The organism is Spongiibacter sp. UBA1325 (assembly GCF_002306875.1).
Classification (GTDB): domain Bacteria; phylum Pseudomonadota; class Gammaproteobacteria; order Pseudomonadales; family Spongiibacteraceae; genus Spongiibacter; species Spongiibacter marinus.
In genome coordinates this window covers 34,474-59,020 of the sequence record NZ_DBTD01000010.1, presented here as the reverse complement: position 1 = coordinate 59,020, position 24,547 = coordinate 34,474, and the positions used below count along the sequence as shown (strand labels likewise).

Annotated in this window: 22 protein-coding genes; 17 read left to right on the top strand and 5 right to left on the bottom strand. The window is 55.7% G+C overall.

Going from position 1 to position 24,547, the window contains the following annotated elements; translation table 11 throughout:
• Nucleotides 1-7 precede the first annotated feature (7 nt).
• Genes B3K78_RS12255 through B3K78_RS12245 form a run of 3 tightly spaced genes read left to right on the top strand, consistent with a single transcriptional unit; the run spans nt 8 to nt 2,798 of the window.
• Nucleotides 8-301 carry a hypothetical protein gene (locus B3K78_RS12255; protein ID WP_286695691.1) on the top strand — a complete coding sequence of 98 codons (294 nt, stop codon included), beginning with the start codon at nt 8-10 and terminating at the stop codon, nt 299-301.
• Entirely contained in the window at nt 301-2,397 is a 2,097-nt protein-coding gene (locus B3K78_RS12250) for a GNAT family N-acetyltransferase (RefSeq protein ID WP_286695690.1), read from the top strand. Before B3K78_RS12255 ends, B3K78_RS12250 begins: the two co-directional genes overlap by 1 nt.
• A gap of 2 nt (nt 2,398-2,399) precedes the next feature.
• The gene (locus B3K78_RS12245) at nt 2,400-2,798 is read left to right on the top strand and encodes an HIT family protein (protein ID WP_286695689.1); all 399 of its coding nucleotides are present in this window, start codon (nt 2,400-2,402) and stop codon (nt 2,796-2,798) included.
• 265 nt (nt 2,799-3,063) lie between these two features.
• Here the strand turns inward: B3K78_RS12245 and B3K78_RS12240 are convergent, their stop codons facing one another.
• Nucleotides 3,064-4,992: a B12-binding domain-containing radical SAM protein gene (locus B3K78_RS12240; RefSeq protein ID WP_286695688.1), complete on the bottom strand. Its 1,929-nt coding sequence runs from the start codon at nt 4,990-4,992 to the stop codon at nt 3,064-3,066.
• Nucleotides 4,993-5,151: 159 nt separating this feature from the next.
• Here B3K78_RS12240 and B3K78_RS12235 point away from each other — a divergent pair, with 159 nt between their 5' ends.
• On the top strand, nt 5,152-5,577 hold the full coding sequence (locus B3K78_RS12235) for an SRPBCC family protein (RefSeq protein WP_286695687.1): 426 nt from the start codon (nt 5,152-5,154) through the stop codon (nt 5,575-5,577).
• Here the strand turns inward: B3K78_RS12235 and B3K78_RS12230 are convergent.
• Nucleotides 5,574-6,851 (bottom strand): CinA family nicotinamide mononucleotide deamidase-related protein, encoded by a 1,278-nt coding sequence (locus B3K78_RS12230; RefSeq protein WP_286695686.1) that lies wholly within the window; start codon nt 6,849-6,851, stop codon nt 5,574-5,576. The two genes, B3K78_RS12235 and B3K78_RS12230, sit on opposite strands and share 4 nt — an antisense overlap.
• Before the next feature lie 88 nt (nt 6,852-6,939).
• Between B3K78_RS12230 and B3K78_RS12225 the strand changes: the two genes are divergently transcribed.
• On the top strand, nt 6,940-7,305 hold the full coding sequence (locus tag B3K78_RS12225; RefSeq protein WP_286695685.1) for a hypothetical protein: 366 nt from the start codon (nt 6,940-6,942) through the stop codon (nt 7,303-7,305).
• Nucleotides 7,306-7,317: 12 nt separating this feature from the next.
• Here B3K78_RS12225 and B3K78_RS12220 read toward each other — a convergent pair whose 3' ends face one another.
• Complete coding sequence (locus B3K78_RS12220; protein ID WP_286695684.1) at nt 7,318-7,551, bottom strand: DUF2789 domain-containing protein; 234 nt, start codon at nt 7,549-7,551, stop codon at nt 7,318-7,320.
• A gap of 45 nt (nt 7,552-7,596) precedes the next feature.
• Nucleotides 7,597-8,370: a glucose 1-dehydrogenase gene (locus tag B3K78_RS12215; protein ID WP_204996389.1), complete on the bottom strand. Its 774-nt coding sequence runs from the start codon at nt 8,368-8,370 to the stop codon at nt 7,597-7,599.
• 129 nt (nt 8,371-8,499) lie between these two features.
• Here B3K78_RS12215 and B3K78_RS12210 point away from each other — a divergent pair, with 129 nt between their 5' ends.
• Nucleotides 8,500-8,949, top strand: a complete 450-nt coding sequence (locus B3K78_RS12210) for a hypothetical protein (RefSeq protein WP_286695683.1) — start codon at nt 8,500-8,502, stop codon at nt 8,947-8,949.
• A 63-nt stretch (nt 8,950-9,012) separates the two neighbouring features.
• Here B3K78_RS12210 and gltA read toward each other — a convergent pair whose 3' ends face one another.
• A complete protein-coding gene (gene gltA / locus B3K78_RS12205; RefSeq protein WP_204996391.1) occupies nt 9,013-10,296 on the bottom strand; it encodes a citrate synthase in 1,284 nt (427 codons plus the stop codon).
• 507 nt (nt 10,297-10,803) lie between these two features.
• Between gltA and sdhC the strand changes: the two genes are divergently transcribed.
• The 11 genes from sdhC (at nt 10,804) to B3K78_RS12150 (ending at nt 24,530) form a co-directional block, all read left to right on the top strand.
• Complete coding sequence (sdhC, locus tag B3K78_RS12200) at nt 10,804-11,178, top strand: succinate dehydrogenase, cytochrome b556 subunit (RefSeq protein WP_204996392.1); 375 nt, start codon at nt 10,804-10,806, stop codon at nt 11,176-11,178.
• Nucleotides 11,172-11,543, top strand: a complete 372-nt coding sequence (gene sdhD / locus B3K78_RS12195; RefSeq protein ID WP_036256246.1) for a succinate dehydrogenase, hydrophobic membrane anchor protein — start codon at nt 11,172-11,174, stop codon at nt 11,541-11,543. The genes sdhC and sdhD overlap by 7 nt, the downstream gene beginning before the upstream one ends.
• A 3-nt stretch (nt 11,544-11,546) precedes the next feature.
• Complete coding sequence (gene sdhA, locus B3K78_RS12190) at nt 11,547-13,319, top strand: succinate dehydrogenase flavoprotein subunit (RefSeq protein WP_027873851.1); 1,773 nt, start codon at nt 11,547-11,549, stop codon at nt 13,317-13,319.
• A gap of 17 nt (nt 13,320-13,336) precedes the next feature.
• Complete coding sequence (locus B3K78_RS12185; RefSeq protein WP_027873850.1) at nt 13,337-14,053, top strand: succinate dehydrogenase iron-sulfur subunit; 717 nt, start codon at nt 13,337-13,339, stop codon at nt 14,051-14,053.
• Between the two features lie 289 nt (nt 14,054-14,342).
• Nucleotides 14,343-17,177 carry a 2-oxoglutarate dehydrogenase E1 component gene (locus B3K78_RS12180; protein WP_204996393.1) on the top strand — a complete coding sequence of 945 codons (2,835 nt, stop codon included), beginning with the start codon at nt 14,343-14,345 and terminating at the stop codon, nt 17,175-17,177.
• A 55-nt stretch (nt 17,178-17,232) separates the two neighbouring features.
• On the top strand, nt 17,233-18,426 hold the full coding sequence (odhB, locus tag B3K78_RS12175; RefSeq protein WP_286695682.1) for a 2-oxoglutarate dehydrogenase complex dihydrolipoyllysine-residue succinyltransferase: 1,194 nt from the start codon (nt 17,233-17,235) through the stop codon (nt 18,424-18,426).
• A gap of 53 nt (nt 18,427-18,479) precedes the next feature.
• Nucleotides 18,480-19,916 carry a dihydrolipoyl dehydrogenase gene (lpdA, locus tag B3K78_RS12170; protein ID WP_204996394.1) on the top strand — a complete coding sequence of 479 codons (1,437 nt, stop codon included), beginning with the start codon at nt 18,480-18,482 and terminating at the stop codon, nt 19,914-19,916.
• 138 nt (nt 19,917-20,054) lie between these two features.
• Nucleotides 20,055-21,221 (top strand): ADP-forming succinate--CoA ligase subunit beta, encoded by a 1,167-nt coding sequence (gene sucC, locus B3K78_RS12165; RefSeq protein ID WP_027873846.1) that lies wholly within the window; start codon nt 20,055-20,057, stop codon nt 21,219-21,221.
• Nucleotides 21,221-22,093 carry a succinate--CoA ligase subunit alpha gene (gene sucD / locus B3K78_RS12160; RefSeq protein ID WP_027873845.1) on the top strand — a complete coding sequence of 291 codons (873 nt, stop codon included), beginning with the start codon at nt 21,221-21,223 and terminating at the stop codon, nt 22,091-22,093. Before sucC ends, sucD begins: the two co-directional genes overlap by 1 nt.
• Before the next feature lie 143 nt (nt 22,094-22,236).
• The gene (locus B3K78_RS12155) at nt 22,237-22,836 is read left to right on the top strand and encodes a TetR/AcrR family transcriptional regulator (RefSeq protein WP_286695681.1); all 600 of its coding nucleotides are present in this window, start codon (nt 22,237-22,239) and stop codon (nt 22,834-22,836) included.
• Between the two features lie 8 nt (nt 22,837-22,844).
• On the top strand, nt 22,845-24,530 hold the full coding sequence (locus B3K78_RS12150) for an acyl-CoA dehydrogenase family protein (RefSeq protein ID WP_286695680.1): 1,686 nt from the start codon (nt 22,845-22,847) through the stop codon (nt 24,528-24,530).
• Nucleotides 24,531-24,547 lie beyond the last annotated feature (17 nt).

The following is a 24,547-nucleotide window of genomic DNA, read 5'->3' as shown; positions in this document are numbered from 1 at the left end:
AAGCCCAGTGGACTCTCAGGCTTTTATCGACGACTTGCGCAAGCGTTTGCGTGCGTTCTTCACTGAACAGGCACAGGGCTGGGATGTGCCACCCGCGACCCTGTACCGTTTGGAAGGCGCGATGGCCTCAGCGGTTCAATTGGGGCTAGTGTCCGAGGCGGAACTGCGTGGCTATTTGCTTCATCTCGCTGAAGAATTCCTGGACGAAAATTTGCAGGACATTTACCGAAACGACCGGCAACTGCTGTTGCATCTACACATGCACGAGGCCCCGGTTTATCCCAGTGGCGGTAGCCAATAGTGCAGGCCGACGCCTTTTCTCAGTGGTGCACGTCGCGGCGCGCGAGCAATGTCCGCCGCGGTCACCGCCAGCTTATTGTATTAAGCGGTGAACAGCGTTGGGCAGAGGCATTATTATCCGCAGCGATCAACGGCGGCGATGGCGTCTTACTTGTTGCACACGATGCGCTGGCGGGGTTTCAGCCGAGCAGTAAAGCCGCCAGCTTAGGCATCGAAAGTGATTGGGTAATTATCGATGGCCATCGCTACAGTTCGGTTAATCACTGGTTGGCAGCAGCCGGCACATTGCGAGGCGGCGGCTCCCTGGTGTTACTAACGCCGCCTTTAGCGGATTGGCCACAGGCCTACGCCCTGGCAATGCGGGAGGCGGGTTTCGCGGTTGAGCACTCGGCCTTCATTTCCAGGCTCACGACGTTGCTTCCCCTGCAGCCCGCAGTCTGCTTGATCCAGCAAGGCAGCGAGTCAGCCCAGGTGAGTCACTCGACGTCACTCAACGGCGATAAGGCACAGGCCTGGCAAGCCGAGGTACCCAGTGCAGATCAATTATCCACCGTTACTGCCATTGTTCGCGCGGCGCGAGGTCGGTCGGGGCGCCCCCTTGTTATTCGCGCCGACCGTGGTCGGGGGAAAACATCAGCGCTCGGCATAGCCGCTGCAGAACTGCTGCGCAGCGGAAGCCAAAAAGTGGTGATATCCGCGGCCAGAGCCGACATGGTTGAGATCGCCTTTCGCCGCGCGATGGAGGTGTTGCCGGGCGCGGTGCGCGAAGGTGATAAGCTGGTGTGGCAGGGCGCGGCGCTGGAATATCTCACGCCGGCTGACTTGCTGTCTGCCAGTGCCTGCGACGACTTTCAAGCCGAGCTGGTGATGGTTGACGAGGCGGCTCACTTGCCGCTGCCAGTCTTGGAAACGCTGCTAGGGCGCTTACCGAGGCTAGTATTTTCCACAACCGTGTCAGGATACGAAGGCACAGGAAGAGGGTTCGATATTCGTTTCCGGCGCTGTCTTGACCAGTTACGGCCGCAGTGGCGCCGGCAGTTCTTAGCGACGCCGCTGCGCTGGGCTGACGACGACCCCCTTGAGACCACGTTAAACGCCATTTTTTTGCTGGGCACTGCCGACGCCGCACCCGACACTGTTAAAGGAGGCTTGCGCGTCAATAGCGTCAGTGCGGCGACACTGGTGAACGATGACTTGGCGTTGGCGCAGGTGTTTCAGTTACTGATGGAAGCGCATTACCAAACGACGCCGCAGGATCTTCAATACTTGCTCGACCTTCCTTCTCAGCTGATGATCGCGCGTATCGGTACAGCGATCGTTGGGGTTTGTCAGGCGCTTCCGGAAGGGGAGCTGGCCGATGAACAATGTGAACGGGTTAGCCGCGGTCAGCGGCGCATAAAGGGCCACTTGCTGGCTCAGGCCCTGGCACAGCGGTGCGGGCAGACACAGTGGTTGGTAGCGCCGAGCTTGCGTATCAATCGTATCGCGGTGAGCGAAGGGCAGCGACGAAGGGGGATTGCTAGCGCATTGCTACGGGAGCTTCTGCACAATGCTCGCGGGAGCGGCTGCGCGTTCCTGAGTAGCAGCTTCTCTTGCGAGCCGGAATTGTTGGCATTTTGGCTGCGGCAGGGTTTTGCTGCTGTCCACCTGGCCAGTCGGCGAGACACCAGTAGCGGCAGCTATTCACTGATGGTGGTTCGCCCCCTCGGTGATAATTTGCCCCACCTTGACGCCCTGCGTGAGGTGCTTTGCGATGAGTTGCTGAGCTGTACAGAGCTACTGCGCCGGGACATGCCGACACCAGCGCTGGCGGCTCTATTGGCGGCGCTGCCGGTGCAGGGGACTGAATACGACAGACAGCAACAACGGCGCTATGTAGCGGGTGAGCTGCCCTTTGAGCAGGCGGCAGTGCATTTAAAGCGCGCCTGCATTGGCGCTACACCATCGCCGTCCGCGCTGGTTGTAGAACGCTTGTACCAATGCCGCGATTGGCTTGCTTTGGCAGCCGCGTACCGCCTAACAGGGCGAGCGGATTGCGAGCGACAAATAAAACAGTATTTTGCCGGTGTTGACACTGGCGATGATCAACAGGAGTAATCATGGCGAGTATTTTCAGCAAAATTATTGCAGGTGAGTTGCCCGGACATTTTGTTTGGCAGGACGATGACTGTGTGGCGATTATGACCATTCAGCCGATTAAGCCGGGCCATATTTTGGTCATTCCCAAAGAGGAAATTGATCACTGGGACGATTTGCCTGAGGCGCTCAGTGCTCACTTGCTGGCGGTGTCCAGAAAACTGGCGAAGGCCCAGAAGCGGGTGTATCAATGCCGTCGCGTGAGCTTGCAGATCGTCGGGCTGGAGGTGCCACATACCCACCTGCATCTCGTGCCAATTGACGAGATGCGTGACATCGACTTTGCCGGGGCTGAAATGGCCGACGCTGCGTCGTTGGCGGCTGAGGCAGAAAAAATACGTGAGGCACTCGCGGCAGGTTAAGGCACCTCTGATTAATTCGGTAATGGCTCAGCGGAGCCTCTCGCGTGCACTGGCGAGGCGCAGCGCGAAGGTCAAGGGTGGTTCTCCTTGACGAGTGTTGCAACGACGGCCAGGGGGCGCGAGAGACCCGCCCTTCGGGGTTTTGCCTTATTTCGCCTGGCGGCGTTGCGCTCATTTGAAAGGCAACCAGCCTTACTGCCTGAGCGCGCCCTGCCAAACGAAATAAGGCAAAGCCTGAGTTATCACCGAATTAATCAGAGGTGCCTTAAGAGTGCGCGAGCGCTTCCTGTCCGGGGTGGATCACGCGTACCACTTGCTCTTCAGTGTCGTGTTGAATTTCGCCGCGTAGCCAGGCGCCGCCGTCGGGTTCGTGGAGAATGCTACCGACGCCGCCCGGGGTGCGTATTCGCGCTGAGCTCGGGCCGGACTGAAAGCAGCTTTCGTCAGGCGATGACATCTCGTCCAGCGCCCGTTTGCAGCCCAGCGCGTCGAAGCTAAAGGTAACGTCGCGTTCGCTGGCTTCTCCCCAGCGAGGTGAAAGTGCTTGGTCAAGCTCGAGCAGCCTGTGCAAGCGCGCCTTGATCGGCAGTGTGGTACTGGCGCCGGCGTAATCACTCACATAGTGGTTCATTACCCTTTGCACGCACTGATACAGGCGCTGTGGATCGCGCAGGCACTCGGTGAAGATGGCGTTGCGTGACTCGTAAACCGTAAGGGCATCGTCAACATCGACGCTAGGCAAAGCGTCCTGAAATTCCCGGCACACCGCCAGTAGTAGCTCGCGCATCAGTGTTGCGGTCGTAATACCCTCTTGCTGGGCGATGTAGCGAATGCTGTAGGGCAGAATATGGCCGTGAGCAAATAACATATGCGCGGTAATTAATAGGTAGCCCTGCAAGCCCTGTTCACGGCTAAAGCTGTGACAGGCGACCACGTATTCGCCCTTCGCCTTGCCGTAGCCGGCCACCGGAATGGTTTCGATCTGATATTCCTGGCGTTTTTCGTAAAACTCCGTGCCTGGCAGCAGGGTGTAGGCAAAAATATTGAGGTTGGGGAAAACCTGCAGCAGTTCATCGAGGTTGCGCTCAAAATCCGGGAGATTATCGCCGGGTAGGCCCCAAATGAGCTCGGCGGCAATAGGCACCCCTTTACTGGCCATATCTTTGGCAATGGGCTCGTACTTATTGGCGGCCATGTTTTTGCGATTGCTAAGCTCAAGGGCCTTTGGCGTTAGGGTTTGCAGGGCGAGTTGATAGTGCGGCAGTAGTCCGTGCTGGTTAAGCAGCAAGACAATTTCCTGCACCCGCGGGCTGTGTTTCTTTGACCACGAGGTGGCGAAGCTGCTGGGTAGGCCTGTGGTGTTTTTCAGTTCGCAAATGAGTTTGGCTTTGTCTAAGTCTTCTCTCAATGCACCAAAATTGGAATCGGCAAGCCAGATATCCTTGATGCCAGCGGCCACAATTTTGCGCCAGTCCCGCTCAATCCTCTCCATGGAAAACTGGTACATTTTCGAGCCGATAGCGCCGGTGCCCCATTCGCAAAACGCGCATTTAAAGGGGCAGCCACGGCTGCTTTCATAGGAAACTGAGTCGTAGAGCGGCTTACCCGCATCATCACACAGCGGCACTACATCGAGGGCCGAGGGGAGGGCGTCGAGATCCTGGCGGCGCTTGCGCTCGGCAGTTTTTACCAGTTCACCATCGCGCAAATACGCGAGGCCATCCACGTCTTGCCACTGCTCTCGGCTCTCGCAGTCCAGCCACTGGGCGAAGGTGGTTTCTGCCTCGCCCAGAGCAATAACATCAATCGGGTCGTCGTACAGATAATCCTCAGCTTGTTGAACGTGGGGCCCGCCGGCAATGCAAAGGACTTGCGGGCAGTCAGACTTGATTAGCGCGATCAACTCGAGAAATTCCGCTGCATTCCAGGTGTACATACTGAAGCCCACCACCGGTACACCGCCACGTGCGATGCAGGCGATGAATTCCTCTCTAAGCTCGGGCCATGTGGCTTTCCAGGCGTCAGCCGCGTGGCTGTCGCGAAAATGTATCAGGCGTATGTCGTTGCCGGCTGGGTTATTGCCGTAATGCTGGTAGTACGCTTTCAAGCCGCCCGTTGTGGTGGGAACAGCCCAAAAGCCGTCCGAGTCCATGCTGAATAAACAAACGGGGCGAGGGGAGTGCGCTGAGCTCATGTGGGTGGAATGCCTTGTTGTGATTATGGCGCTATTGTCGCATCTTGCGCCGCCATTTGCTCATGAGTAAGCCGAGGGTTAACTAAGCCGTTCGGGTGAGGTTGATCCGCCTATTATGCGGCAAGATCGCCGCTGAATAAAAAAACTTCGGAGAGTCGGATGGTTGAAGTACACGTAGAGCGCGATTTAGATTTCCCCGCCGCAACGGTTTGGGCCTTATTGGAAGATTTTGGCGACATTAACTGGGCGCCGGGTATCGACAAGATTGAGGTAATCGGTGAGGGCATTGGCATGATTCGCCGTTTGCACCTGGCGGGCATGGAGCCGATTGATGAGCAGCTCGAAAGTATGGACGCCAGTACCATGAGTTTTGGCTATACGATCCCTCGCGGTATTCCCATGCCGGTAGCCGATTATTCGGCCAATGCCAAGGTGACGGCCATTGATGACGGCCGCTGCCATGTAGACTGGTACGGCCGCGCAACACCACAGGGCGCATCAGACGAAGAGGCGGCCGCGATGATTCGCGGTGCCTATGAAATGCTTTTGCAATGGGTGGACGAGCACCTGAAATCGCGCGCTTAATGCGCTTTTTTACAGTAGCGCTGTATCAAGCTGGGCATTGTGGCAATGCCCAGTAAGTGGCGGCGCACCAGCTCCATACCCAGCGCCGACACCCACATTTGAAAGGCCTGCCGGTCAAAAGGCAGCACCAAGCATTCCGCTTTTAGGTGGTCTTCGCTGCCCCAGGCTATCCATACGGTGCCGACCGGCTTGTCTTCAGAGCCACCATCGGGCCCGGCAATGCCTGTGACGGCCAAGGCCATATCGGCGTGGCCAACGCGTAGGGCGCCCTGCGCCATGGCCAGGGCAACGTCTCTGCTTACCGCGCCGTGCTGTTGCAGCAGCGCCTCACTCACACCCAACTGGCTGCTTTTCATCGCATTTGAATAACTGACAATGCCACCGGGAAAGACTTTCGATGCGCCAGCGATGCTGGTGATTTGGGAGGCGATCAGGCCACCTGTGCAGGACTCTGCCGTGCACAGGGTTTGGTTTCGCTTGCTGAGCTCGTCGACCAATACTGAGGGCAAACTGAGCGGCAGTTCGCCGAGTAAATGTTCGCCGAGCAGGGTTTCAACGGGCGTGCGCCACTCGGCTAAGGCCGTGTTTGCGTGTTCACCGCGCGCGGTTAACTTTACTTCCAGCACGGGCATCGAAGCGCGAAAACCCAGTTCGATATTGTCGGGCCAATTGGGTAACTCGCGGTCAAACAGTTCCTGTATGCCGGACTCACCTAGGCCAAAAACGCCAAGACGAAGGGTGTGAATATGGTCCGACTCAAAACGCTGCTGGAGCAGGGGAAGGAGTTCGTCGGTCAGCATCTGACGCAATTCGCTGGGTACCCCCGGCGTGGCCAATACCAGGCAGTTGCGATACATAAGCCGTATTCCCACGGCGCTGCCTCGGGCATTAGCGATAATATCGCAGCCCCCGGGGAGAATGGCTTGCTTGCGGTTAGAGGCGTTCATGCTGAAACCGCGTTGCTCGCACCAATGTGATAAGTGCGCCAATGCCTCAGGGTGTTCGGTAAGTGGCCGGTCGCACAGCTGGGCCAGTACTGCGGCGGTTAGGTCGTCGACGGTGGGGCCGAGACCGCCATTAATAATCAGTACATCGCCCTCTTCACACAGCTGATCAATTTCCTTTTGCAGTAGCGCGCTGTCGTCGCCTACGGTGACCTTTTTATGTATTCTCCAACCTTGTGGCGCCAGTTGCTGGGCAACCATCGCGGAGTTTGAATCAATAATATCGCCGGCCATAAGTTCATTGCCGGTTAACAGTAAATTCAGCTTCATAGCGTTCCGGTTTTTCAAGTTTACTGGCGATTATCACCTAAAACGGGCATACAATGCCTGTGTCGAAAAAGCTCGGAGAGAGCATAGTATGAAATCATCGTTAAACGCGATATTTGCCGTAGCGATTGTTGCGTTGATTGGCTTTGAATATTGGCAGTACCGCCATAATCAAGCGGAAACGCAGCGTTTGGAGCAGCAACTCGTTGCCTTACAGCAAAGCGTGGACGCCCTGAGCCTGCAGCTAAACAGTGCCAAGGAAGAGGACGCTGCCAGTTCGCTGGGGAATCTTCTCGAGGAAGCCAACAAAGCGTTGGTTGATGGTTGGTCGGTGATGGTCGATGCGGTTGAGCGCGAATTGCAACGCGCGCAACAGCAGATCGAAGAAAGTAAAAAGCCGAAATCAGAAGCGCCTCCCGAGACGCCGCAGAGCCACTACGGTCCCGGGGCGCTCTGAGTCGCGAACGTGTCAGTGGCGCAATTGCGCGTCCAACTCGTCTACGAGCTCAGCCCACTCAGCGTCGTCGTCCAGGGCCTGCTTCAAAAAGGCGGCCTGGCTCGGCGACCAGAAGTGAGCCTGGTGCAGGGCCAGGTCTTTGGGGAGCGGCCGATGACGCCCAATGAATGCTTCAATGTCGCTGGGCGTTGCTGGCAGGCCGAGTTGCTGAAACAGTGCTGACATGCTGTGAAATTCTGCTTCCATATTACCCTCCGTTATTCATGGTGAGTCAGCTGTCAGCCTAAACGATTAGGAGGTCGGCAGTAAATCCAGCCTCAACCCAGCATTCCACCCGCCGTCGACAATAAACTCAGAGCCTGTTGAGTAGCTGCTTTCGTCGGAGGCCAGAAACAGCGACATATTGGCCACTTCGGCGGGAAGGCCGACCCGCGGTAGGGGGTGATTGACGTAGAAGGCATTGTCCTCGTCGCTGGGCTGGGCACCTTCTCCCGCGCCGTGCATGTCGGTGTAAATGCCGCCTGGGTGAACCGTGTTCACGCGAATATTGTAGGGGCCTAATTCAATGGCGGCCGACTTGCTTAGGCCGCGAACCGCCCACTTCGACGATACATAGGCGCTCAAGCCGTTTTTTGCTTGCAGGCCGTCGATAGACGAAATATTAATAATTGAACCGCCGCCGCTGCGCTTCATTGGCTCGATGGCAGCGCGTATGCCGAGGTAGGGGCCGAGCTGATTAACCTTGATAACGCGCATGTAGTCATCGCCGTCCGAATCGGCAATGGCGGCTGCGTGGAGTATCGCCGCATTATTTACCAATATATTGAGCGGCCCAAAGGCCTCGGCTTCGGCAATCAGTGTTTGCCAATCCTGTTCGCGCGATACATCGGCATGCACGTAGCGAGCATTCTCGCCTAGCTGTTGGGCCAGTGCCTGCCCGGGCTCATCCAGTAGGTCGGCGATTACCACTTTGGCGCCTTCTTCTACAAAACGTTTGGCGGTGAGGGCGCCCATTCCGCGCGCAGCACCGGTGATAATTGCGACTTTTCCCGCGAGCCTAGCCATCGATTTCTCCTGTTATTTTGTTAAATTCTCTGCGCATTTAATCGGTGACAAACTGTGCGGTCAATTGTCCAATAGGAGTAGGGCGTAGGTGTTATTCAATATCGGTGCGCCGCAGTTAAGGGAGGGTAGATGAAAAGTACAATCGGCATCGCGCTGTTGCTGCTGGCGGCAGGTCTAATGTGGTTTTATTACCAACAACAAGCGTGTTGCGTTGCGCCCCTTGAACCGCTGCCCATGACAGAGGGCAAATCCTCCCCCGGGGTGACTGCTAATCCGCCATCGCAAAAACAGGCAACAAAAACAGCAGACGGTGTGCCAACTGCGCCACCACTGGATTCGGCGCCGCCACTGGATTTGCGTTTGCCGGCTGACTACACAGAGGACGCGACGCCATTTGAGCCTCAAACGAGTCGCTATGGTGTTGAGCGTTGGTTTGAAGAGGGCGATAAGCCGGAATCAAAATTAAAGCTGAAAAGTAAAATCTACCTTAAAGAAGATGCAACGCTGGATAAAAGTTTCAACGCTTACGATGAAAAGGTCGATGGTGTGGAAATGGGCTTTGAGTACAAAACGCCGTAGGCACGCTGGCAAAGTCAGAAACGTTGAGCAAAAAAAACCCTGCCGAGGCAGGGTTTTTTGTTTTTAGCGCTTGTCCAGTGGGACGAAATCGCGTTTTTCCGGGCCAGTATACAACTGACGTGGGCGACCGATGCGGTAGGCGCCGCTGATCATCTCGTTCCAGTGCGCGATCCAGCCTGGGGTACGACCCAGTGCAAAGATAACGGTGAACATGCTGGTTGGGATGCCGATCGCTTTGAGGATGATGCCTGAATAGAAGTCTACGTTGGGGTAGAGCTTCTTCTCAACGAAGTATTCATCTTCCAGGGCGATTTGCTCAAGGCGCTTGGCAATCTTCAGCAGAGGATCATTTTCCAAACCAAGCTCAGCCAGTACTTCATCAGCTGCTTGCTTCATTACCTTGGCGCGTGGGTCAAAGTTTTTGTAAACACGGTGACCAAAGCCCATCAGGCGGAATGGATCGTTCTTGTCTTTAGCGCGGGCAACAAACTCGTCGATGCGTGAGGCATCGCCGATTTCTTCCAGCATATCCAGAACAGCTTCGTTCGCGCCGCCGTGAGAAGGTCCCCACAGGGCAGCGATGCCAGCAGAAATACAGGCGAAGGGGTTGGCGCCAGTCGAGCCAGCCAAACGCACAGTAGAGGTAGAAGCATTCTGCTCGTGGTCAGCGTGCAGTAGGAAAATCTTGTCCATGGCCTTAGCCAGTACAGGATTAACATTGCTGGGCTCGCAGGGGTTGCCGAACATCATGTGCAGGAAGTTTTCTGAGTAACTCAGGTGATTCTGCGGGTACATGAAGGGCTGGCCGATGGTGTACTTGTAGGTCATGGCAGCCAGTGTTGGCATTTTTGCAATGAGTCGAATTGCAGAAATTTCGCGATGGTGTTCGTCAGCAATGTCCAGAGAGTCGTGGTAGAACGCTGACAGGGCGCCAACTACGCCACACATAATTGCCATTGGGTGAGCGTCGCGGCGGAAGCCTTTGAAGAACGTGCTCATCTGGTCGTTGACCATGGTGTGCATGCGCACTTTGTTGACGAAGGTTTCTTTTTCAGTTTGGTTGGGGAGCTTGCCGTAGAGCAGGAGGTAACAGGTTTCCAGGTAATCTGACTGTTCTGCCAGTTGTTCGATGGGGTAACCGCCGTGAAGCAGAACACCTGCATTACCATCGATATAGGTGATTTTTGATTCGCAGGCTGCGGTGGAAACAAAACCGGGGTCGTAGGTGAAATATCCGTTACCCGTCAGGGGGCTAACTTCAATCACGTCCGGGCCAATGGTGCCGGAATGGACATTCAACTCCAGCGTTTTGCCATCGATACTCAGAGTGGCTTTCTTATCGCTCATTTGACGGGCTCCTGTTACTTTCTTTTCATAGCTTGTGGCGGTGGTTTCTGCTGTCTGACAATCGGCGTGGTGATGCTGAGCGCAACAGGCAGAAAGGCTCCCTGCAAAATTAGGGAGTCACAAATATAGAGAGCTAAAACGTTTTGTCAACGCTGACCACATTTTACCCTGTGATTGCGGCCGTGGGAATGTTTGATGTTTTCTGTACTTTATGCTGCCCCCGTCGATGCGTGCGCGGTTTTGGTGCGCCGCAAATCTTATGGCGCCATAATGGCGCGAAATAGTCCCGCAAACCCTTGATATAGCGCTTTTTTGGAGGGCAATTTCGACTAAAGGCGTGTTTGTAATTGCGTATGTATAGCCCTATAATGCGCGGCGTTTCTTCTCGAGCCCCAGTGCTTGCACCTCTTAGGAAGAAGCCCGGGAAGGAGAGCCCGGCAAACTTGATAGATCCACTTCCGTTGAACCGCCCGTAGTAAAAGGGCCTGAAATAAAGTGTGGAAAACCGTGAACGATAAACGACCTGTGAACCTGGATATCGGGACAATCGCACTGCCGATTACCGCATATACCTCAATCATGCACCGCGTCAGTGGTGTTTTCCTAGTGGCCGGTATGGCCGTCTTATTCTGGTTGCTGGGCACTAGCCTCAGTGGTCCAGAAGGTTTCGCTCAAGCCAAAGAGTGTTTGTCATCGTTCTGGGGCAAGCTGATCGTCTGGGCAGTATTAGTGGGTATTAGTTACCACGCTGCTGCGGGAGTGAAGCATTTGGTCATGGACGCCGGTATCGGTGAGTCTATGGAAGGTGGCGAGAGAGGGTCCAAACTGGTGCTGCTGACTACAGCGGTTCTGGTTGTACTGACGGGGTTATGGGTATGGTAGTTAAATCAGTAACAAGTTTTGGTCGCAGCGGTCTTTCAGACTGGCTGGTTCAGCGAGTATCCGGTGTTGTTCTGCTGGCTTACTTCTTAGTCGTAGGTGGCTACTTGGTTTGCGAAGGCAGCACGATGGATTACGCCCAGTGGAGCGCGTTCTTTGCCTCGACATTTATGCGTGTCTTTAGTACTGCAGCGGTGCTGTCGGTAATTGCTCACGCATGGATAGGTTTGTGGGCGGTCTCTACTGACTACCTGACCGAGCGTATGATGGGTGGCAAGGGCCTTGTCTTGCGCCTGGCGTTTCAGGCTGCATCAGCAGTTGTTCTGTTCACCTACCTCGTTTGGGGCATCCAGATTCTGTGGAGTTAAGTAATGGCTAATGTTCGTACTATTACCTTTGACGGCGTTATCGTCGGCGGTGGTGGCGCAGGTATGCGCGCTGCACTGCAGTTGGCCCAGTCAGGCTACAAAACTGCGGTAATTTCTAAAGTATTCCCTACGCGCTCTCACACAGTATCAGCCCAGGGTGGTATCACTTGCGCGATCGCGAGTGCCGACCCTCAGGATCAGTGGCAGTGGCACATGTACGATACCGTTAAAGGGTCTGACTACATCGGTGACCAAGACGCTATCGAATACATGACCAGCGTTGGCCCAGAAGCGGTTTTCGAGCTGGATCACATGGGTTTGCCGTTCTCGCGTACAGAAGAAGGTCGTATCTATCAGCGTCCCTTCGGCGGCCAATCTAAAAATTTCGGTGAAGGCGGCCAGGCGGCGCGGACATGCGCAGCAGCTGACCGTACCGGTCACGCCCTGCTGCATACCCTTTATCAGGGCAACCTGAAGAACAACACCGTGTTCTTTAATGAGTGGTTCGCCACTGACATTGTAAAGAACCAAGACGGCGCGGTTGTCGGTGTGATGGCGATCTGCATCGAAACCGGTGAAGTTGTCTACGTGAAGGCGAAAGCAACCGTATTCGCGACTGGTGGTGCAGGGCGTATCTACGCATCTACCACTAACGCTCACATCAATACGGGCGACGGCGTGGGCATGGCCCTGCGTGCTGGCTTCCCTGTACAAGACATTGAGATGTGGCAGTTCCACCCCACCGGTATTGCCGGCGCAGGGGTTCTGGTAACAGAAGGCTGCCGTGGTGAAGGTGGCTATCTGATCAATAAAGATGGCGAGCGCTTTATGGAGCGTTACGCGCCGAATGCCAAAGACTTGGCCGGCCGCGACGTCGTTGCTCGCTCAATGACACTGGAAATTCTCGAAGGCCGTGGCTGTGGCCCCAATGGCGACCACGTATTCCTCAAGCTCGACCACCTTGGCGAGGAAGTGCTGGAAAGCCGCCTGCCGGGTATTTGTGAGCTGAGCCGCACCTTCGCCCACGCTGACCCAGTTAAAGAGCCAGTGCCTGTGGTACCAACCTGTCACTACATGATGGGCGGTATTCCCACCAATATTCACGGCCAGGCATTGACGGTTGACGCCAGCGGCAACGACCAAGTGATTCCCGGCTTGTACGCCTGTGGTGAAGTGGCCTGTGTATCGGTACACGGCGCGAACCGCTTGGGTGGTAACTCGCTGCTTGATCTGGTGGTATTTGGTCGCGCTTCAGGTCTGTTCATTGAGAAAGCGCTGCGCGAAGGCATCGATATGCGCGACGCCTCAGAGAGCGATCTCGAGCAGGCCAACGAGCGTTTGAACCGCGTTAACAACAGCAAAGGCGGCGAGAAAGTTGCCGATCTGCGTACCGAGCTGCAAAACGTCATGCAGAACCACTTCGGTGTATTCCGCCGCGGTGACTTCATGCAAGAGGGCGTGAAGAAATTGGCAGATCTTCGTGGTCGCATTGAAAACGCGCATCTGGAAGACAAGAGCAACGCGTATAACACAGCGCGTATCGAAGCGCTTGAACTGCAAAACCTCTTTGAGGTGGCCGAAGCAACGGCTATCGCCGCTGAGGAGCGCAAGGAAAGCCGCGGTGCTCATGCTCGCGAAGATTTCCAAGACCGCGACGATGAGAATTGGCTGTGTCATTCCATGTACTTCCCTGGCGAGAAGCGTGTTGGTAAGCGTGCGGTTAACTTCGCGCCGAAAACCCGCGAAGCTTTCGCGCCTAAAGTACGCACCTACTGATCAGGGGAGAAGAGAAAATGTTGAAAGTCAGTCTCTATCGCTACAATCCTGAAGTCGATCAGGAGCCGTACATGCAGGATGTCGAGCTCGACACCGGCGGCAAAGACCTGATGGTACTCGACGTATTGGAACTGCTGAAAGCGAAGGACCCTTCGCTGACCTACCGCCGCTCTTGCCGCGAAGGTGTCTGCGGTTCCGATGGTATGAACATCAATGGTAAAAACGGTTTGGCGTGTATTACGCCAATTTCGGAAGCCTTGAAAAACGGCAAGGGTGGTAACACCTTGGTGCTGCGCCCGCTGCCCGGCTTGCCCGTAATCCGTGACTTGATCATTGATATGAGCTTGTTCTACAAGCAATATGAGAAGATCAAGCCTTACCTGATTAACAACACGCCAGCGCCCGCGATCGAGCGTCTGCAATCACCTGAAGAGCGCGCCAAGCTCGACGGCCTGTACGAGTGTATTCTTTGTGCATGTTGTTCAACGGCTTGTCCGTCTTTCTGGTGGAACCCAGACCGCTTCATCGGCCCCAGCGGCCTATTGCAAGCTTACCGCTTCCTTGCGGATAGCCGCGACACGGCAACTGAACAGCGTTTGAGCGAACTGGACGATCCTTTTAGCGTCTTCCGTTGCCACGGCATTCAAAACTGTGTCAATGTTTGCCCTAAAGGCTTGAACCCAACCCGGGCTATCGGCCATATTCGCAACATGTTGCTGAATCGGGCGAGCTAATCGCTGAGGGGCTCGAGAGAGCCCCACTTATTAGACCCTGCGAAGATAGGGCTAAAATCTGCGCGTATTGTGTCCTTTGGTGTCACAACGTGACACCGGAACAAAATACAACTCGGTGCTTACCGGCACTAGCGAGATAAAAAACGTATTGAGAGGGATTGGCTAAGGCCTGTGGTTTAAGCCGGCCTCGCGGCGTACACTGAGCGCTGCGGGCGTAAGACGATGCAAAACGCCTTATCGGGCGATGCAGCATCCGGCAGCCACGCCTCTCGTTATTAGGTGGACAGGAATGCAGAAAGCGTCAATGGAGCTTCTTTGGAAGAGCTCCCACATATCTGGTGGAAATGCGGGTTACGTCGAAGACCTGTACGAAACCTACCTCACTGATCCCAATGCTGTTCCCGAGGAATGGCGAAACTATTTTCAACAGCTCCCTCGCGTCAGCGAATCCGCTATTCGCGATATCCCTCATTCTCCGATCCGAGATCACTTCGCTCAGTTAGCCAAACAGCCGGTTCGCGCCGCTGCCTCGGCCAGTAGCGAGGTCAGCGAGCATGAGCGCAAGCAGGTACGGGTTATCCAGCTGGTCAGCGCGTATCGTCAGCGGGGCCATCAGGAAGCGCAGCTCGATCCGCTGAACCTGTGGCAGCGCCCGGGCGTACCCGATTTGGAGCTGCAATATCACCAGCTCAGCGAAGCGGACTTCGATACCGTATTCCAGACGGGTAGTCTGTACATCGGTAAAGACCAAGCGACCCTTCGCGAGATCTACGACTCGCTGCGTGAAACCTACTGTCGCTCAGTCGGCGCAGAGTTCATGCACATTGTGGATACCCGCGAGCGTGCATGGATTCAGCAGCGTATGGAGAGTGTACGTTCAAAGCCGGAATACGGTTTTGAGGCGCGCAGCCATCTGCTGGAGCGCTTGACTGCCGCAGAGGGGCTGGAGAAATCGCTGGGTTCAAAATACCCCGGTACCAAGCGCTTTGGCTTGGAAGGCGGCGAGAGCCTGATCCCAATGATCGACGCCATGATCCAGCGCGGCGGCGAATACGGCGCCAAAGAAATTGTCATTGGTATGGCCCACCGCGGTCGACTCAATGTATTGGTCAATATTCTGGGCAAGAACCCCGCTGAACTTTTCGACGAGTTCGAGGGCAAGGTTCAATACCAGGGCTCGGCCGACGTTAAATACCATCAGGGTTTTTCTTCCAACGTGATGACCCCGGGCGGGGAAGTGCATTTGGCACTGGCCTTCAACCCGTCTCACTTGGAAATTGTATCGCCAGTGGTCGAGGGCTCTGTGCGCGCACGGCAGGATCGTCGTTTTGATCCCGTCGGTGAAAAGGTCGTGCCGATAGTACTCCACGGCGATGCGGCCTTTGCCGGTCAGGGTGTGGTCATGGAGACATTCCAGATGTCCCAGACCCGCGCTTACAAAACCGGTGGCACGATCCACGTCGTCATCAACAACCAAGTGGGTTTCACCACCAGCTTGCAGGAAGACGCGCGCTCCACGGAATACTGTACTGACGTTGCAAAAATGGTACAGGCGCCGATTTTCCACGTTAACGGTGACGACCCCGAAGCGGTATTGTTCGTGTCGCAGTTGGCCGCCGACTTCCGTCAGGAATTCAAGAAAGACGTGGTGGTCGATTTGATCTGCTACCGTCGTCGCGGTCACAACGAAGCGGACGAGCCGTCAGGCACCCAGCCGCTGATGTACAAGCAAATCAGCAAGCAAAAGAGCACGCGTGAGCTCTACGTCAACAAACTGCTTGACGATGGCACTATCGACAAAGCGCTTGCCGACAAAATGGCCTCTGAATACCGTCAGGCCCTGGACGACGGTCAGCACGTTGCCAAGAGCTTGGTGAAAGAGCCGAATACCGAGCTGTTTGTCGATTGGACGCCGTATCTTGGACATGCGTGGGATGTCTCGGGTGATACCCGCATCGACGCCAAAGAACTCAAAGAAGTGGCAGAGGCGGTTAACGCCGTGCCAGAGGCCTTTAGCGTGCAGCGCCAAGTGGCGAAGATCTATGAAGATCGCCGCAAAATGGCTGTCGGTGCCATGCCAATCAACTGGGGCTTTGCCGAAACGCTGGCCTATGGTTCCCTGCTCAATGCTGGCCACCAGGTTCGCCTTACCGGGCAAGATGTGGGCCGCGGAACCTTCTCGCACCGCCACGCGGTATTGCACAACCAAACAGACGCCAGCCGTTATGTGCCACTGCAACACGTGAGTGATGATCAGCCGTCGTTTGATATTTACGACTCGCTGTTGTCCGAAGAGGCGGTACTGGCGTTTGAATACGGTTACGCGACCACCCAGCCCAATGCATTGGTGATCTGGGAAGCGCAGTTTGGTGACTTCGCCAACGGCGCACAGGTGGTAATCGACCAGTTCATCAGCAGTGGTGAGCTGAAATGGGGCCGTTTATGCGGTCTCACCATGTTGTTACCCCACGGCTATGAAGGCCAGGGGCCTGAGCATTCATCTGCTCGCTTAGAACGCTTCCTGCAATTGTGTGCCGAGCACAACATTCAAGTATGTGTGCCCTCGACGCCGGCGCAGGTGTTCCATATGTTACGCCGCCAGGTTATCCGCCCGCTGCGCCGCCCACTGGTGGTTATGTCACCGAAGAGTCTGCTGCGCCACAAGGAAGCGGTATCAACGCTGGAAGAGCTGACGGATGGCCAGTTCCAGAATGTGATTGATGAAACCGACGATATCGATAAGTCAAAAGTGACGCGCATGGTGTTGTGTAGCGGCAAGGTCTATTACGACCTGCGCGACGCTCGCCGTGAGCATGGCAAAGACTCTATCGCTATTGTTCGTTTAGAGCAGCTTTATCCCTTCCCCTACGACGATCTGCGTGAAGTTATTGCGCAGTATCCAAACCTGAAGAAAGTGGTTTGGTGTCAGGAAGAGCCGCGCAACCAAGGGGCGTGGTACAACAGTCGCCACCGTATGGCGAGGGTAATTCGCAGCTTTAAACCCGAGAAGAATTTGCTGTTGGGCTACGTCGGTCGCGAACCGTCAGCGTCGCCGGCTGCGGGCTACATGGCCTTGCACATTGAACAGCAAGAAAAATTCATCAGTCAGGCTTTGAAACTCTAGGCCGGACCAGCGCATAACCATAGACGCGTGCAGCGAACTAACGACAGGATGAAAAATGAGTACTGAAATCAAAGCGCCAACGTTTCCAGAATCTGTTGCTGATGGCTCTATTGCAACATGGCATAAACAAGTCGGAGAGGCGGTAAGCCGCGACGAGCCGCTGGTAGACATCGAAACCGACAAAGTCGTGCTCGAGGTTGTTGCACCAGCCGACGGTGTGTTGAAGGAAATTATCAAAAATGAAGGCGACACGGTATTGAGCGACGAAGTCGTGGCCGTGTTTGAAGAGGGCGCCGCAGGGGAAGCCCCCAAAGCGGAAAGCGCACCCGAAGCAGCGCAAGTACCTGCTGCCAGTGAAGATCTGAAGATCAGCCCGGCGGCGCGCAAAGCGCTGGAAGAAAAGGGCATTGATGCCAGCGCCGTAAAAGGCACCGGCAAAGGTGGCCTGATCACGAAAGAAGATGTGATGAATTACCAGGCGCCAGCTGCCAAACCGGCCGCTGCAGCACCTGCACCCGCAGCCGAGGTAGATGTGCCTGCCGGTGAGCGCGTTGAAAAACGTGTGGCGATGACCCGCCTGCGTAAGCGCATTGCCGAGCGCCTGCTTGAAGCCAGCCAGACCACAGCGATGCTCACGACCTTTAACGAGGTCAATATGAAGCCAGTGATGGAGCTGCGCAAACAGTACAAAGACCTGTTTGAAAAGAGCCACAATGGTACGCGCCTGGGCTTTATGGGTTTCTTCGTTAAGGCAGCTTGCGAAGCGCTGAAACGCTTCCCCGCAGTGAATGCCTCGATCGACGGCGACGATATCGTTTACCACGGTTACCAGGATGTTGGTGTGGCGGTTTCGACCGATAAAGGTCTGGTAGTGCCGGTATTGCGTGATGCCGACCACATGAGCCTGGCCAAGATCGAAGACAAAGTACGCGACTTCGGCTTGCGCGCTCGCGATGGCAAGCTGGGTATCGAAGACATGACCGGTGGAACCTTCACCATTACCAACGGTGGTGTGTTTGGTTCGCTGTTGTCGACGCCCATTCTGAATCCGCCGCAAACGGCCATTTTGGGTATGCACAAAATCCAGGAGCGCCCGATGGCTGTGAATGGTCAGGTTGAAGTGCTTCCCATGATGTACTTGGCGCTGTCTTACGATCACCGCTTGATCGACGGCAAAGACGCCGTGCAGTTCCTGGTCACCATTAAGGACCTTATCGAAGATCCTGCGCGCATTCTGCTTGAGGTTTAAGACCGCTGCTAGCGTCAATGGAATCCATGGTTTAGGTATTACAGGAAACAAATATGTCTAAGTACGATGTTGTCGTAATCGGGTCAGGACCGGCAGGCTACGTAGCCGCTATTCGCGCTGCGCAGCTGGGTTTGAAAACGGCCTGCGTTGAGAAAAACCGCAACAAGGCGGACAAGGTTGCCCTGGGTGGCACCTGCCTGAACGTTGGCTGTATCCCTTCTAAAGCGCTGCTCGATAGCAGCTACAAATATCACGAAGCGAAAGACGCCTTTGATGTACACGGTATTTCTACCGGCAAAGTGAGCATCGATGTGCCCGAGATGATCAAGCGCAAAGACGCGATCGTCGATCAGCTAACCGGCGGTGTCGGCGGCCTGTTTAAGGCCAACGGCGTAACCACCATCGAAGGTTACGGCAAAGTGCTGGCGGGTAAGAAGGTGGAAGTCACCGCGGAAGATGGTTCGACGTCAACGCTGGAAGCAGAAAACATCATTATCGCGGCTGGTTCAGTGCCGGTTGAAATTCCACCAGCGCCCATCGACCAAGAGGTGATTGTCGACTCAACGGGCGCGCTGGAATTCCAATCTGTGCCCAAACGCCTTGGCGTTATCGGCGCGGGTGTTATCGGCCTGGAATTGGGCAGTGTATGGGCCCGCTTGGGCAGCGAGGTTGTGGTGTTGGAAGCGCTGGATAGCTTCTTGCCGGCCATGGACCAGCAAATTGCCAAAGAAGCTGCCAAAGTCTTCAAAAAGCAGGGGCTGGATATTCGTTTGGGTGCACGGGTTACCGACACCGAGATCAGCCGTAAAAAAGTTAAAGTGTCTTACACACTGAACGACGAAGAGAAGGATGAAACCTTCGACAAGCTGATCGTGTGCGTGGGTCGCCGTCCGCTGAGCAATGGTCTGTTGGCCGCCGACAGCGGCGTGAACCTCGACGAGCGCGGCTTCATCTTCGTCAACGACCACTGCGAAACCGATGCACCTGGCATCTACGCGGTGGGCGATATTGTGCGCGGCCCGATGCTCGCTCACAAAGGTTCGGAAGAGGGCGTGATGGTCGCCGAGCGCATCGCTGGCCACAAAGTCAGCATGAACTACGACTGCATTCCTTCCATCATTTACACGCACCCGGAAATTGCTATGGTCGGCGCCACCGAAGAGCAGTTGAAAGCTGACGGTGTACCCTACAAATCAGGCAGTTTCCCCTTCGTTGCCAGTGGCCGCGCTCTGGCAGCCAACGACACCACAGGGATGGTGAAGATTCTCGCCCACGAAGAGACGGACCGCATTTTGGGCTGTCACATCATTGGCCCGAGCGCCGCCGACCTTGTTCAACAAATCGTTATTGCGATGGAATTCGGTTCCTCAGCCGAAGATATCGCCCTGACAGTGTTTGGCCACCCGACCTTGTCGGAAGCGGTTCACGAGGCGGCATTGGCCGTCGACGGCCGCGCCATACACATGCCGAATCGCAAGAAGCGCAAATAGATTTGCGGTAGTTCGCAAAATTCGGGAAAATACTGACCCGAATTTTGCGGCGTGCCGCAATGTGCAGAGGGAGCGGGCCATTCACTGACAGCGTATTGCCCGCTTAACACTTCCACAGACCGAGATGGTAAATCCAACATGAACCTTCACGAGTACCAAGGCAAACAACTGTTTGCTGAATACGGGCTGCCTGTGTCTAAAGGCTACGCCTGTGATACCCCGGAAGAGGCCGCTGCTGCGGCTGAAAAAATCGGCGGAGACAAGTGGGTTGTAAAAGCTCAAGTCCACGCTGGTGGCCGTGGTAAAGCTGGTGGCGTAAAGCTGGTCAGCAGCACCGACGAAATCAAGGCGTTTGCAGAGCAGTGGCTGGGCAAGAACCTGGTTACCTACCAAACAGACGAAAATGGTCAGCCAGTTTCTAAAATCCTGGTTGAGTCTTGCACCGATATCGACCAGGAATTGTACCTGGGCGCCGTGCTTGACCGCGGTACTCGCCGTATCGTCTTCATGGCCTCTACCGAAGGCGGTGTTGAAATCGAGAAAGTTGCCGAAGAGACTCCAGAGAAGATTCTCAAAGCAATCATCGATCCCCTGACTGGCGCTCAGCCTTACCAGGGCCGTGAACTGGCTTTCCAACTGGGTCTGAACCCCACTCAGGTTAAGCAGTTTGTAAACATCTTCCTGGGCCTGGCTAAGCTGTTCCAGGAAAAAGATCTGGCGCTGCTGGAAATTAACCCGCTGGTTATCACCACTGAAGGCAACCTGCACTGCCTGGACGCCAAAGTGGTTATCGACGGCAACGCGGTATACCGCCACAAAGACCTGCAAGCCATGCACGATCCTTCACAGGAAGACGAGCGTGAAGCGCGCGCAGCAGAGTGGGATCTGAACTATGTTGCCCTGACCGGTAACATCGGTTGCATGGTAAACGGTGCTGGCCTGGCAATGGGCACTATGGACATCGTATCTCTGCACGGCGGTTTTCCCGCTAACTTCCTCGACGTAGGTGGCGGCGCGACCAAAGAGCGCGTTACCGAAGCCTTCAAAATCATCCTCGAAGACAGCAACGTTAAAGCCGTATTGGTTAACATCTTTGGCGGTATCGTACGCTGTGACCTGATCGCCGAAGGTATTATCGGCGCAGTGAAAGAAGTGGGTGTGAGCGTACCTGTAGTTGTGCGTCTCGAAGGTAACAATGCCGACCTAGGCTCTAAGTTGTTGTCAGAGTCTGGCTTGGACATCATCGCGGCAACCAGCCTGACCGACGCGGCTCAGCAGGCTGTTAAAGCAGCGGAGGGTAAATAATGGCTATTCTGATCAATAAAGACACCAAGGTTATCTGCCAGGGTTTCACCGGTGGTCAGGGTACCTTCCACTCTGAGCAAGCGATTGCCTACGGCACGAAAATGGTTGGCGGTGTTACGCCAGGCAAAGGCGGCACTGAGCACCTGGGCCTGCCCGTGTTCAATACCGTTAAAGAAGCCGTAGAAGCGACTGGCGCAGAAGCGTCTGTTATCTACGTACCTGCGCCATTCTGCAAAGACTCCATCCTGGAAGCGGCAAACGCAGGTATCAAGCTGATCGTATGTATCACCGAGCACATCCCCGTACTGGACATGCTCGAGTGTAAAGTGAAGTGTGACGAGCTGGGCGTTCGCCTGGTCGGCCCTAACTGCCCAGGTGTTATCACTCCGGGCGAGTGCAAAATCGGCATCATGCCAGGCCACATTCACTTGCCGGGTAAAGTGGGCATCGTATCGCGCTCCGGTACACTGACCTATGAAGCGGTTAAGCAAACCACTGATTACGGTTTCGGCCAATCTACTTGCGTAGGTATCGGTGGTGACCCGATCCCGGGCTCTAACTTTATCGACATTCTGGAAATGTTCGAGAAAGACCCCGGCACTGAAGCGATCGTTATGATCGGTGAAATCGGCGGCACTGCAGAAGAAGAGGCGGCAGCCTACATCAAAGCAAACGTAAGCAAGCCAGTGGTTTCTTACATTGCCGGTGTGACTGCACCTCCAGGCAAACGTATGGGCCACGCTGGCGCCATCATCTCGGGCGGTAAAGGTACTGCCGATGAGAAGTTTGCTGCACTTGAAGATGCAGGCGTTAAAACCGTGCGCTCACTGGCGCAAATCGGTGATGCACTGAAAGAAGTTACTGGCTGGTAAGTTCGGCTGTAACGCTAAGAGGGCGGCTTCGGCCGCCTTTTTTGTGTCTGCTTATTTTGTGGCTTGAATCCGACGCATCGTCTTCAAGTCGTGCTTGTGTTAAAAAGTGAACTATGATTCACTCCTTGTGGTGAGATAGTGTTATGGCTTACAGAGAAACGCCACCCATCGCCAAACGTAAGGCCGAATTGCGTGAGCGGCTGCTGAAAAGCGCTGAATCATTGGTAAGGGAAGGGGGCTTTAAAGCGCTGACCATTCAAGCCCTCGCCGCCGATGCGCAGGTGAGTGTGGGGTCGGTCTACCGGTATTTCAAAAACAAGGACCAACTGGCGACGGAAGTCTTCTCCCATGCCAGCCGCCGCGAAGTGCGGGCCGTTGCCGACGCCCTGGAGGGCGTTGGCGATGCAAGGGGGCAGATCGTCGCTGGCACGCGTTGTTTTGCCGAGCGCGCATTTATGGCGCCCCAGTTTGCCTGGGCGTTGATCGCCGAGCCGGTCGACCCAGCCGTGGATGAGGCGCGTATTAATTTTCGCCGCGACTACACCGCGCTGTTCGCGAAAGTAGTCAAACGCGGGGTTGAGAGCGGAGAGTTTTGCCAACAACCAGCGGCGCTGGTAGCACCCGCACTGGTTGGTGCACTGGCAGAAAGTTTGCTCGGGCCGTTGGCAGAGTCCGAGCGCAGTAGCGACATGATTGATGAACTTTGCCTGTTCTGCTTGCGAGCGGTGGGGGCGAAAGACTAGGAGGGCTTATGGAGCCGTTGAAGAATCAAAACCCCAGTAGCGATGACGCCAATAACACAGTGAATACCCATTCGGTGTTCAACCAATCTCAAGCGCTGGAAAACACCAATCTCTTCGACGACGACATCGCCCTGCAGCAGGCGTTGACCAGCTATGCGCCGGGCGCTGCTCTCGATGCGCTACGCGACTATGGTCAGCGCTGTGGCAGCGCTGAGGTGATTGCCTGGGGCTTTGACGCCAATGAGCAAAAGCCCCAGTTCGACAGCCACGACCGCTTTGGTCATCGCGTGGATGAGGTGCGCTTTCACCCCTCGTATCACAAGCTGATGAAAATGGCCTTGGAGCAGGGCATTCACGCGATGCCCTGGCAGGGCGACATTGCTCAGGCCCACACACAGCGCGCTGCGTATAGTTATATGCAAAGTCAGGTTGAAGCCGGACACGGCTGCCCGTTGACCATGACCTTTGCCTCGGTGCCCACCTTGAATCTCACGCCGAGTATCGCCAAGCAATGGTTGCCCAAAGTGCTGGCGCAGGGCTATGAGCCCGAGAACAAGCCCTATTTTGAAAAGCAGGCCGTCACCATTGGCATGGGTATGACCGAGAAACAGGGTGGCAGTGATGTGCGTGCCAACACCTCGGTCGCCCGCGCTGTTGGCGCTCAGGGCCCGGGTGAACTCTACGAAATTACCGGCCACAAGTGGTTTTTATCCGCACCGATGTGCGACGCCTTTTTAATGCTGGCGCAGTCGGCGGGCGGCTTGAGCTGTTTTCTGGTGCCGCGCTGGCGACCGGATGGCGAGAAGAACTCGTTGTTTGTACAGCGCCTAAAAAACAAGATGGGCAACGTTTCAAACGCCTCCTCAGAGGTCGAAATGCGCGCTGCTCAAGGTTGGATGGTCGGGGAGGAAGGCCGGGGCGTTCCCGCCATCATAGAAATGGTCGCCTTGACCCGCTTCGACTGCATGGTGGGCTCTACCGCGGGCCAGCGCCAAGCCGTTGCCCAGGCCGCGCACCACGCCAGCCAGCGTGAAGCCTTTGGCAAGCGCTTAATCGAGCAGCCCCTCATGCAAAACGTGCTGGCAGACCTGCAGTTGGAGGTGGAGGGATCGTTGGCCATGACCCTGCGCATGGCCGCCGCGCTGGACGCCAAGACCGACGACGAAAAGCTGCTGCTCCGCTTGGGTTGCGCGGTAGGCAAATTTTGGATCTGCAAACGCACACCCGGCCATGCCTACGAGGCCATGGAGTGCCTCGGCGGCAACGGCGTCATTGAGAATTGTATTATGCCGCGTTTGTACCGCGAGGCGCCGATTAATGCGATATGGGAAGGCTCGGGGAATATTCAGGCGCTGGATGTGCTGCGCGCCTTTAACAAATCGCCCGAGGTTCAGCAGCGTTGGTTTACTGAATTGGAACAGGTTCGCGGTCAATCGGCAGTGCTGGACCAGAGTATCGATGCGCTGCGGCAATCGCTGGCCGATCGCGATGGCGTTGAATACGCCGCCCGTCGCTTGGTTGAGCAAATGGCGCTGTGTCTGCAAGCGGCGCTATTGCTAAAAAATGGCGACCCTGTGGTGGCCGAGGCCTTTATCGCCTCGCGTTTGCAGCAGCCCCACGGCGTGTATGGTTGCCTGCCCAAAGGCGTGGATGTGGCACATATTGTTCGCCGTATTTTACCTGAACGTCTGTAAAGGTCTTGAAATTGGAC

Coding starts and splice junctions, on each gene's coding strand:
- sucD (WP_027873845.1), top strand. CDS start 21,221: ATGGCTATTCTGATCAATAAAGACACCAAGGTTATCTGCCAGGGTTTC.
- B3K78_RS12150 (WP_286695680.1), top strand. CDS start 22,845: ATGGAGCCGTTGAAGAATCAAAACCCCAGTAGCGATGACGCCAATAAC.
- B3K78_RS12215 (WP_204996389.1), bottom strand. CDS start 8,370: ATGGCTAGGCTCGCGGGAAAAGTCGCAATTATCACCGGTGCTGCGCGC.
- B3K78_RS12225 (WP_286695685.1), top strand. CDS start 6,940: ATGAAATCATCGTTAAACGCGATATTTGCCGTAGCGATTGTTGCGTTG.
- sdhD (WP_036256246.1), top strand. CDS start 11,172: ATGGTAGTTAAATCAGTAACAAGTTTTGGTCGCAGCGGTCTTTCAGAC.
- B3K78_RS12155 (WP_286695681.1), top strand. CDS start 22,237: ATGGCTTACAGAGAAACGCCACCCATCGCCAAACGTAAGGCCGAATTG.
- B3K78_RS12220 (WP_286695684.1), bottom strand. CDS start 7,551: ATGGAAGCAGAATTTCACAGCATGTCAGCACTGTTTCAGCAACTCGGC.
- sucC (WP_027873846.1), top strand. CDS start 20,055: ATGAACCTTCACGAGTACCAAGGCAAACAACTGTTTGCTGAATACGGG.
- B3K78_RS12235 (WP_286695687.1), top strand. CDS start 5,152: ATGGTTGAAGTACACGTAGAGCGCGATTTAGATTTCCCCGCCGCAACG.
- sdhA (WP_027873851.1), top strand. CDS start 11,547: ATGGCTAATGTTCGTACTATTACCTTTGACGGCGTTATCGTCGGCGGT.
- B3K78_RS12180 (WP_204996393.1), top strand. CDS start 14,343: ATGCAGAAAGCGTCAATGGAGCTTCTTTGGAAGAGCTCCCACATATCT.
- B3K78_RS12210 (WP_286695683.1), top strand. CDS start 8,500: ATGAAAAGTACAATCGGCATCGCGCTGTTGCTGCTGGCGGCAGGTCTA.
- gltA (WP_204996391.1), bottom strand. CDS start 10,296: ATGAGCGATAAGAAAGCCACTCTGAGTATCGATGGCAAAACGCTGGAG.
- B3K78_RS12245 (WP_286695689.1), top strand. CDS start 2,400: ATGGCGAGTATTTTCAGCAAAATTATTGCAGGTGAGTTGCCCGGACAT.
- B3K78_RS12240 (WP_286695688.1), bottom strand. CDS start 4,992: ATGAGCTCAGCGCACTCCCCTCGCCCCGTTTGTTTATTCAGCATGGAC.
- B3K78_RS12230 (WP_286695686.1), bottom strand. CDS start 6,851: ATGAAGCTGAATTTACTGTTAACCGGCAATGAACTTATGGCCGGCGAT.
- odhB (WP_286695682.1), top strand. CDS start 17,233: ATGAGTACTGAAATCAAAGCGCCAACGTTTCCAGAATCTGTTGCTGAT.
- lpdA (WP_204996394.1), top strand. CDS start 18,480: ATGTCTAAGTACGATGTTGTCGTAATCGGGTCAGGACCGGCAGGCTAC.
- B3K78_RS12185 (WP_027873850.1), top strand. CDS start 13,337: ATGTTGAAAGTCAGTCTCTATCGCTACAATCCTGAAGTCGATCAGGAG.